The organism is Desulfurispora sp. (assembly GCF_052744395.1).
On record NZ_JBRAJI010000068.1, the window covers coordinates 1 to 7039 of the forward strand.

The window sequence follows — 7039 nt, forward strand, 5'->3', positions numbered from 1 at the left end:
CAGATTATGCCTGAAAATGGTTATTGGTGAGATGGTATCACGGATCCAGGTTTATATCTATCCATCTTTCGCTGGTGCGGGACATCGTGTTCTCCGTGCCGCCGGGCATTACCGACTTTGCCGCGCTGGAGTTCAAGGAGGAAAGCCGCCTTTTGGCGGCGGCCAGTGCGGAAGGGGCGGCCGACCCGGAAACCGTGTATGTGCAGCAGATCCTGCCGGTGAAGCTGGATTACTACTGCCGCTATGTGCGGCAGCGCAGCCTGTGGCTGGATTTTATGCTGGTGCTGCGCACCCTGGCGGCCATCTGGCGGTGAGGGGCGTGGTTTGCCGGGTGGTTAAATACCGAAAACATGTTCCGGAAAAATTTATGAAATTATGCGCCAGAGCAAGATCGGCTTGCAGAACATCCGATCGCTCTGGCCATTTTGTTTTAATGACACATATGATCCTTGGACAGGCTCCGAACCTGTGTGCTACCATAGACTCAGCCGGGCGGGCGGTGGTCCGCCGGGCAGAAAAGAGGCAAGGAGGTGAAAGGCACATGCCGGTAACCCGAGTGGCAACGGGCAGTGCGCTGCGCCTGGTACTGCAGACCGGGGTGGACGGGCAGGGCAACCCCATTACCCGCAACAAGACCTTCAGCAATGTCAAGCCCTCGGCCAGTCACGACGATGTATACGCGGTGGCCGCCCTGCTGGCCGGTCTACAAAACTACGGGGTGAACAACATCCTGCGCATCGATTCCGGTGCTCTGCAGAACTCGTAATGCAGGAGGCTGGCCGTTCTAAGGACGGCGCACAGCAGCCCTTGGTCCGCTGCCGGGCGCTGTATTGGCCGGCGAAGTGGTTTCTGGCCGGGCCAGGCGCGGTAGCAGCCGGGGGGAAATCTGGAAAAGGAGGTGAAAGGCGCCTATGGCCAAAGTGCTGCGCATGGTGTTCCGCAATGCGGCCGGGCGGGCGGTGACTTTAACTCTGGACAATCCCAAGGACACCCTCACCCAGGCTCAGGTGACCAGTGCCATGGACCAGATCATCAGCAAGAACATCTTCACCAGCAGCGGCGGCGATCTGGTAGAAAAGTCCCTGGCCGAAATTGTGGATACCAGCCGCAATACGCTCTTCGACGCTACGCCTTAAGGTGCGGTGCGGGGCGTCATGCTGTTTACTGGTATGCGCCCGGCTGTGCGCGGCGTAAAGCAGGCCGCGCCCCTGTGCCAAAGGGGCGCTTTTTTAGTTGGGCGAGCTTTATGCCCTGGCCGGGCGGCGCTGGAAGGGAATGATTTAAGGAGGTGAGGGGTTTGTCGGGCGAGGAAGCGCTGCGGGCCCAGCTGGTATTTGTACAGGAGGACCTCAAGGAGATCAAGGCCGATCTGAAAGAGATGCGCCGCGATCACAGTGAGAGCTTAAAGCGCGTCTACCAGCGGCTGGACGAGTTGGCCGCCCGCGACCCGGTCTCGCGCCGGGAGTGCGAGGGCTGCCGCCAGAGCTGCGGCGAGCAGGTGGAGCGCAGGATTCGCGAGAGCCGGGGCTACCCGGCCTGGGTGGCTGTGCTGCTCTCTCTCTGCAGCAGCCTGGCGGTGTATGTGCTGACCAGGGGTTAGCCTGGCGGGGCCCCGAAAAAATATTCTGTCAGATTGCGCCAGAGCTAGATCGGCTTGCAGAACGGGTGATCGCCATGGCTATCTCACATTATCGGAATATATGTTCCTTGGGCAGGCCCAGAACTTGTGTGCTAACATGGGAACAGGCCGGGCGGGGAAGTGCCCGGCCCAGAATGGCGGAAAGGGTGGTAGGTTTTGTCCGGCAAACTACTGGTGGTACTGGATCCCGGGCACGGTGGCCGCAGTCCCGGGGCGGTGAGTCGCAGCGGCTTGAGAGAAAAGGAGATCAACATGGCCATTTGCCTGGCGGCCTATCAGGCGCTGGAGGGTCTGGCCGAGGTTTTGTTGACCCGGCAGGGGGATGAAAATGTCACTCTGGCGCAGCGGGCAGCCCTGGCCAATGCCGCCCGGGCCGACTGTTTTGTCAGTGTGCACTGCAACAGTTCGGTGGACCGGCGGGCCCGGGGCACGGAAACCTTTTGCTTCCCCGGCAGTGCGGCCGGGCGGCGCCTGGCCGTACTTTTGCAGCAGCAACTGGTGCGCTCGCTGTATCTGCCTGACCGGGGAGTGAAGATAGCGCGCTATGCGGTACTGCGACAGACCCGCATGCCGGCGGCCCTGGTGGAAGTGGCTTTTTTGTCCAATACGGTGGAGGAGGAGCTTTTGCGCGACCAGGTTGTGCGGCAAAATGCGGGCCGGGCCCTGGCGCGGGGGATTGGCGAGTTTTTGGGGCTGTAGGCGGGCGGTAGCAGCTATGGCCTGGCTTTCGGACCGGCTCTGCGGGGCGGGGTTGGTGGAAGCGGCGGGCAGTGGATGCGGTGCATGGTAGCAGGCTGTTTGTTTAAGGGGGGTGAGGTGTGTGGATGATGCTGCAGCTGTCATCATTACCGGCCTGGTGGTCTGGCTGGTGGAGCTGGCCAAGCGGCTGGGCCTGGACCGGTTTTATGTGCCCGCGCTGGCCTGCGGGCTGGGCGGGCTGTTGAGTGCCCTGTGGTGTTATTTCCTGCAGCCGGGGGAAGCGCTTTTGTCGGCAGTGAAAGAGGGGCTTTTGCTGGGCGCCGTGGCCGGCGGGCTGTATGGTTTCGGCCGGGCCGCCCTGGGGCGGAAAGAGTAATGGTCCACGGGCCCACCGGGCAGGGCCCCGGGTGCCGGGGTAAAGCAGCGGCAAAAATCCTCTTGGCAGGGAGCTCTTTTTGTGGTATATGTTTATTATAGCAGGATGGCAGGTAGGCAGTGGCGGGGCGGTTGTGGCGCCCCGCGGGGAGTGTGGTTTTCCCGGTCCGGCCGGAGGGGCCTTTGCGGGGGCTTTTGCGGCCGCGCCGGGAGCAGGATGGTAGCGCCGGCCGGGGTGAACCGGCAGCGCTGTGGGGTGCGGAAGGGCCTGCCTTTTGTCCAGCGGGTGTGGTTTGGCGCGCGGGGCAAAGCGCGGGCTTTTGGGTTTTTATTATGCAGGATGGCAGAATGGAGGGAAAAAACATGATCCAAAATGCGAAGGCTGTGCCATTTAGGCTGGCCAGCCGGGAGGAGTGCCCGCAGGATACGCGGGTGCAGGTGGGCAGGGTGACCATTGGCGATGGCCATGTGGTGGTGATGGCCGGTCCCTGCGCCGTGGAAAGTGAGGAGCAGTTGCTGGAGTGCGCCCGCGCCGTGCGCCGGGCCGGGGCGGCGGTGCTGCGGGGCGGGGCGTTTAAGCCGCGCACTTCGCCCTACAGTTTCCAGGGGCTGGGCGAGGAGGGGCTGGCGCTTTTGGCCGCCGCGCGGCAAAAAAGCGGCCTGCCCGTGATCACCGAGGTGCTGGACCCGCGCCAGGTGGAGCAGGTGAGCCGCTGTGCCGATATTTTGCAGATCGGCACGCGCAACATGCAGAACTTCAGCCTGCTGCACGAGGTGGCCCTGGCCGGCAAGCCGGTGCTGCTGAAAAGGGGCCAGTCGGCTACCATTGAGGAATGGCTGTGCGCGGCCGAGTACATCATGGCGGCCGGCAACCGGCAGGTGCTTTTGTGCGAGCGGGGCATCCGCGGTTTTGACCCGCTTTTGCGCAATACGCTGGATCTTTCCGCCGTGGCGGTGGTAAAGCAGCTCACCCACCTGCCCGTGGTGGTGGATCCCAGCCACGCCGTGGGGCGGGCCCGCTTTGTGCCGGCCATGGCCCGGGCGGCGCTGGCGGCCGGGGCGGACGGCCTGCTCATCGAGGTGCACCCCTGCCCGGAAAAGGCGCTGTGCGACGGCCAGCAGTCGCTGACGCCCGAGGCTTTTGCCGCCCTGATGGGGCAGCTGCGGGCGCTGGCCCGGGCCATGGGCCGGGATGTGGTGACGGTGTGTTAATAAAGAAGGGTGAAGCGTTAACGGCTTCACCCTTCTTTTATCAATTCTTTTTCGCAGTTTGGTAGGATACAAGGATCTTACCCGCAGGAATATATTGGCGAATAACAGATGATAATGTTATAATATTCGGCAGGAATGAAAATATGGACGAATACCCTGAAGAAGTATGGTCAGCGTTACAAAAAACGCTGACCACATCAATGAGCTATAAACGCGAACGGAGGAGGTGAATCACTCCATAGAGTGGGTTCCTTCCTCCTCAGGGGTTTCGCACTGGTCACACAGTGAGAATCGCCCCTGTACGCACGTTGTATTTTTTCTTTGTCAGAATGTCAAGTTCTTTGTTTAACCTTTTTGCTCTTAATTTATTGCAGTGATTTATTGCAGTGGAGCCGGGGGGGCAGTATGGCTGATTTTTGTTGTCGTCTGTTTTTTGATGAGAGCGGTAAAAATCATAATAATCCATTTCTTATGGGCGCATTGATGATACCGGAAAACATCTACGGATTAAGTGATATAGTTAAACTAAACAAAGAGTTAAAAGAAGGTCTTTGCTTGCACTGGGCGTCTAGTTCTGGGGAAAAATATGCAAAAGATATTGTCAGGCTGTTCAATTGTATAATGAAGTATCATAAACTTTTGAGACTTATTGTGCTCAGATACATGAAACCGGGCGGTGTTGATGCGAAAAGCTTTAAAAGCATGATCTATGAAAAATTGCCTGAAAGAATCTTATATGGATTGTTGAGGAGCGCGGGTTGTGATTTGAGTATCAAAGCCACTGTTCATATTGAACGGGCTACAGAGTACGTTAACTGTAATTTGCAGAAAAAAATAGTTGAGCAATTAAACATGCAGGCAATATACAGAGGGGAGAATTTTCGGGTAACCGATTGCAAACTTACTCCCAAGGGAGAAGAAATAGGACTGGAGCTAACCGATATTCTGCTGGGCGTGATAAGGACTATTGTAAAAAATGCCGGAGATAATACCAATAGGGCTATCTTTAAGAACCATCTGGGGGTGCGGCTTCTCAAGGACGACAGATTTTATGCCTTCATTTCTAGCTTAAGGTATTTTGAGTGGAATAATAGCCGGGAGCTGTATGAGGTGAATTTTAACAAGTACCTGCAGTCTTTTCTGGCAAACCGGCGGGAATGGCTGGAGCACCTGGAGGCATGAGGCTCTCAGAATACCCCCTTGCACCGGCGGGCGATATTGTGTATAATACTCTATGCGCGGTACATGCCGGGTGAAGTGAATAGCATTTTCCCAAAGTAGTGCACGGAGAGATGGCCGAGTGGATGAAGGCGCACGCCTGGAGAGCGTGTGGGCGGGAAACCGTCTCGTGGGTTCGAATCCCACTCTCTCCGCCATTTTTATTTTCTCCTTTGGCCGTGCTAGACGGGGAGGTAGCGGTGCCCTGCACCCGCAAACCGCTGTAGCGGGGTCGAACTCCTGCCCGCGGGTTTAGCTTGTGGGGTCCGGCTCCGGTAAGGGGTGTTGACGGCCGGGTCTTGCGCGACGGAGACTTCTGAACCGTGTCAGGTCCTGACGGAAGCAGCACTAAGGAAGGCCCTCCGGGTGCCGCAAGGGTGCCTGGCCCGAGCTACCTGCCGGGGTAACGCCCGGAAGCTATTATTCAACGGCAGGTGCACGGCCGTAATTTTGCAGCAGGGAGTCGTGGCCAAAAAGCCCCGGCTCCCTTTGCTGGTTTGGGGACTTTTTTGTGCGCAAAATTTTAAAGAAGGTGGATTGGCCTTGGCTTATCTGGCCCTGTACCGCCAGTGGCGGCCCAAAACTTTTGCCCGCATTGCCGGGCAGGAGCACATTACCCGCACGCTGCACAATGCTGTGCGCACTGGCCGGGTGGCCCATGCCTACTGTTTCTGTGGCCCCCGGGGCACAGGCAAGACCAGCACGGCCCGGGTGCTGGCGGCGGCCTTGAACTGTCTGGATCCGCAGCAGGGCGAGCCCTGCGGCCGGTGTGCCAGCTGCCGGGACATCGAGGCGGGCAGCGCCCTGGATGTGCTGGAGATCGACGCCGCTTCCCACCGCGGCATTGACGAGGTGCGGGAACTGCGGGAAAAGGTGCGCCTTTCCCCGGCCCTGGGCCGCTACCGGGTGTTCATTATCGACGAGGTACATATGCTCACGGGCGAGGCTTTCAACGCCCTTTTAAAAACCCTGGAGGAGCCGCCCGGCCATGTGGTGTTCATTCTGGCTACCACCGAGGCCCACAAGGTGCCCCTGACCATCCTCTCCCGCTGCCAGCGCTTTGATTTCCACCGCCTGGACGATGCCGTGGTGGCGCAGCGGCTTGAGGAGGTGGCGGCGGCGGCCGGGCTGGAGATGGAGCCGGCGGCGCTCGGGCTGATTGTGCGGGCGGCCGGGGGCGGCCTGCGCGACGCCCTGGCCGTGCTGGACCAGCTGGCGGCTTACAGTGCCGGGGTGATCCGCGCGGCCGACGTGCGGGAGCTGCTGGGCAGTGTGGGGCCCGAGGTGCTGGAGGGCCTGAAAAGCGCCCTTTTGGCCGGCGATGTGGCGGCGGCTCTGGAGCTGGTGGACCAGGCCTACCGGCAGGGGCGGGATCTGGCCTTGTTGCTGAACGATCTGTGCGCTTATTTGCGGGAGCTGTGGCTGGCGGCGCTGCGCTACGAGGATGATTTCCCGCCGGAGGAAGGGAGCACGGCCGGGCCGCCGCTGTCCAGAGAGGAGCTGCCCCGCCTGATGCGTGTGCTGGAGACCCTGGCCCGGGCCGGGCCGGAGCTGCGCTTTAGCCCCTCGCCGCGCCTGTTGCTGGAGCTGGCCCTGACCCAGGCCGCCCTGGACGCCCCGGCTCCCGGCGAGGCGCTGGAGCGCCGGGTGCAGCGCCTGGAGCTGCAGCTTTCCCGCCTGGGGGAAGCGGTGCGGCAGCTGGCCGGCCGCCGGGACGGGGGAGCGGCAGTGGCTTCTGCGGCGCCCACTGCCCCCGGCCTGGCCGCGGAAGGGCGGGACACGCCGGGGGATGGTCTGCCGGCCAGGGCGGTACCTGCGGCGGAATCCCCGCCCCCTGCCGGCGCGGTACCTGCGGCGGAAGCCCCGCCCCCTGCTGGCGCAGCGCTGAGCCGGCCC

9 protein-coding genes, 1 tRNA gene and 1 other RNA gene are annotated in these 7039 nt (G+C 60.9%); all 11 read left to right on the top strand.

What is annotated here, in order from left to right:
* The first annotated feature begins 26 nt into the window (after positions 1-26).
* The gene (locus ACUVTU_RS12805; RefSeq protein WP_445890346.1) at positions 27-314 is read left to right on the top strand and encodes a hypothetical protein; all 288 of its coding nucleotides are present in this window, start codon (positions 27-29) and stop codon (positions 312-314) included.
* Positions 315-541: 227 nt separating this feature from the next.
* Positions 542-766, top strand: coding sequence for a DUF1659 domain-containing protein (locus tag ACUVTU_RS12810; RefSeq protein WP_445890347.1), 225 nt, complete (start codon positions 542-544; stop codon positions 764-766).
* A 145-nt stretch (positions 767-911) separates the two neighbouring features.
* Positions 912-1136, top strand: a complete 225-nt coding sequence (locus ACUVTU_RS12815) for a DUF2922 domain-containing protein (protein WP_445890348.1) — start codon at positions 912-914, stop codon at positions 1134-1136.
* 161 nt (positions 1137-1297) lie between these two features.
* A complete protein-coding gene (locus ACUVTU_RS12820; protein WP_445890349.1) occupies positions 1298-1600 on the top strand; it encodes a hypothetical protein in 303 nt (100 codons plus the stop codon).
* 195 nt (positions 1601-1795) lie between these two features.
* Positions 1796-2338, top strand: a complete 543-nt coding sequence (locus ACUVTU_RS12825; protein WP_445890350.1) for an N-acetylmuramoyl-L-alanine amidase family protein — start codon at positions 1796-1798, stop codon at positions 2336-2338.
* 121 nt (positions 2339-2459) lie between these two features.
* Positions 2460-2714, top strand: coding sequence for a hypothetical protein (locus tag ACUVTU_RS12830; RefSeq protein WP_445890351.1), 255 nt, complete (start codon positions 2460-2462; stop codon positions 2712-2714).
* Positions 2715-3076: 362 nt separating this feature from the next.
* Positions 3077-3925 (top strand): 3-deoxy-7-phosphoheptulonate synthase, encoded by an 849-nt coding sequence (gene aroF, locus ACUVTU_RS12835; protein WP_445890352.1) that lies wholly within the window; start codon positions 3077-3079, stop codon positions 3923-3925.
* 405 nt (positions 3926-4330) lie between these two features.
* On the top strand, positions 4331-5107 hold the full coding sequence (locus tag ACUVTU_RS12840; RefSeq protein ID WP_445890353.1) for a hypothetical protein: 777 nt from the start codon (positions 4331-4333) through the stop codon (positions 5105-5107).
* Positions 5108-5211: 104 nt separating this feature from the next.
* Positions 5212-5301: transfer RNA gene (locus tag ACUVTU_RS12845), tRNA-Ser, on the top strand.
* A gap of 19 nt (positions 5302-5320) precedes the next feature.
* An RNA gene (ffs, locus tag ACUVTU_RS12850) (signal recognition particle sRNA large type) lies at positions 5321-5585 on the top strand.
* Between the two features lie 101 nt (positions 5586-5686).
* The coding region (gene dnaX, locus ACUVTU_RS12855) for a DNA polymerase III subunit gamma/tau (protein WP_445890354.1) at positions 5687-7039 on the top strand (1353 nt) is incomplete at its 3' end.

Excerpts from the sequence above, each read along its gene's own strand:
- ACUVTU_RS12810 (WP_445890347.1), top strand. The coding sequence starts at position 542 with ATGCCGGTAACCCGAGTGGCAACGGGCAGTGCGCTGCGCCTGGTACTG.
- ACUVTU_RS12815 (WP_445890348.1), top strand. The coding sequence starts at position 912 with ATGGCCAAAGTGCTGCGCATGGTGTTCCGCAATGCGGCCGGGCGGGCG.
- aroF (WP_445890352.1), top strand. The coding sequence starts at position 3,077 with ATGATCCAAAATGCGAAGGCTGTGCCATTTAGGCTGGCCAGCCGGGAG.
- ACUVTU_RS12840 (WP_445890353.1), top strand. The coding sequence starts at position 4,331 with ATGGCTGATTTTTGTTGTCGTCTGTTTTTTGATGAGAGCGGTAAAAAT.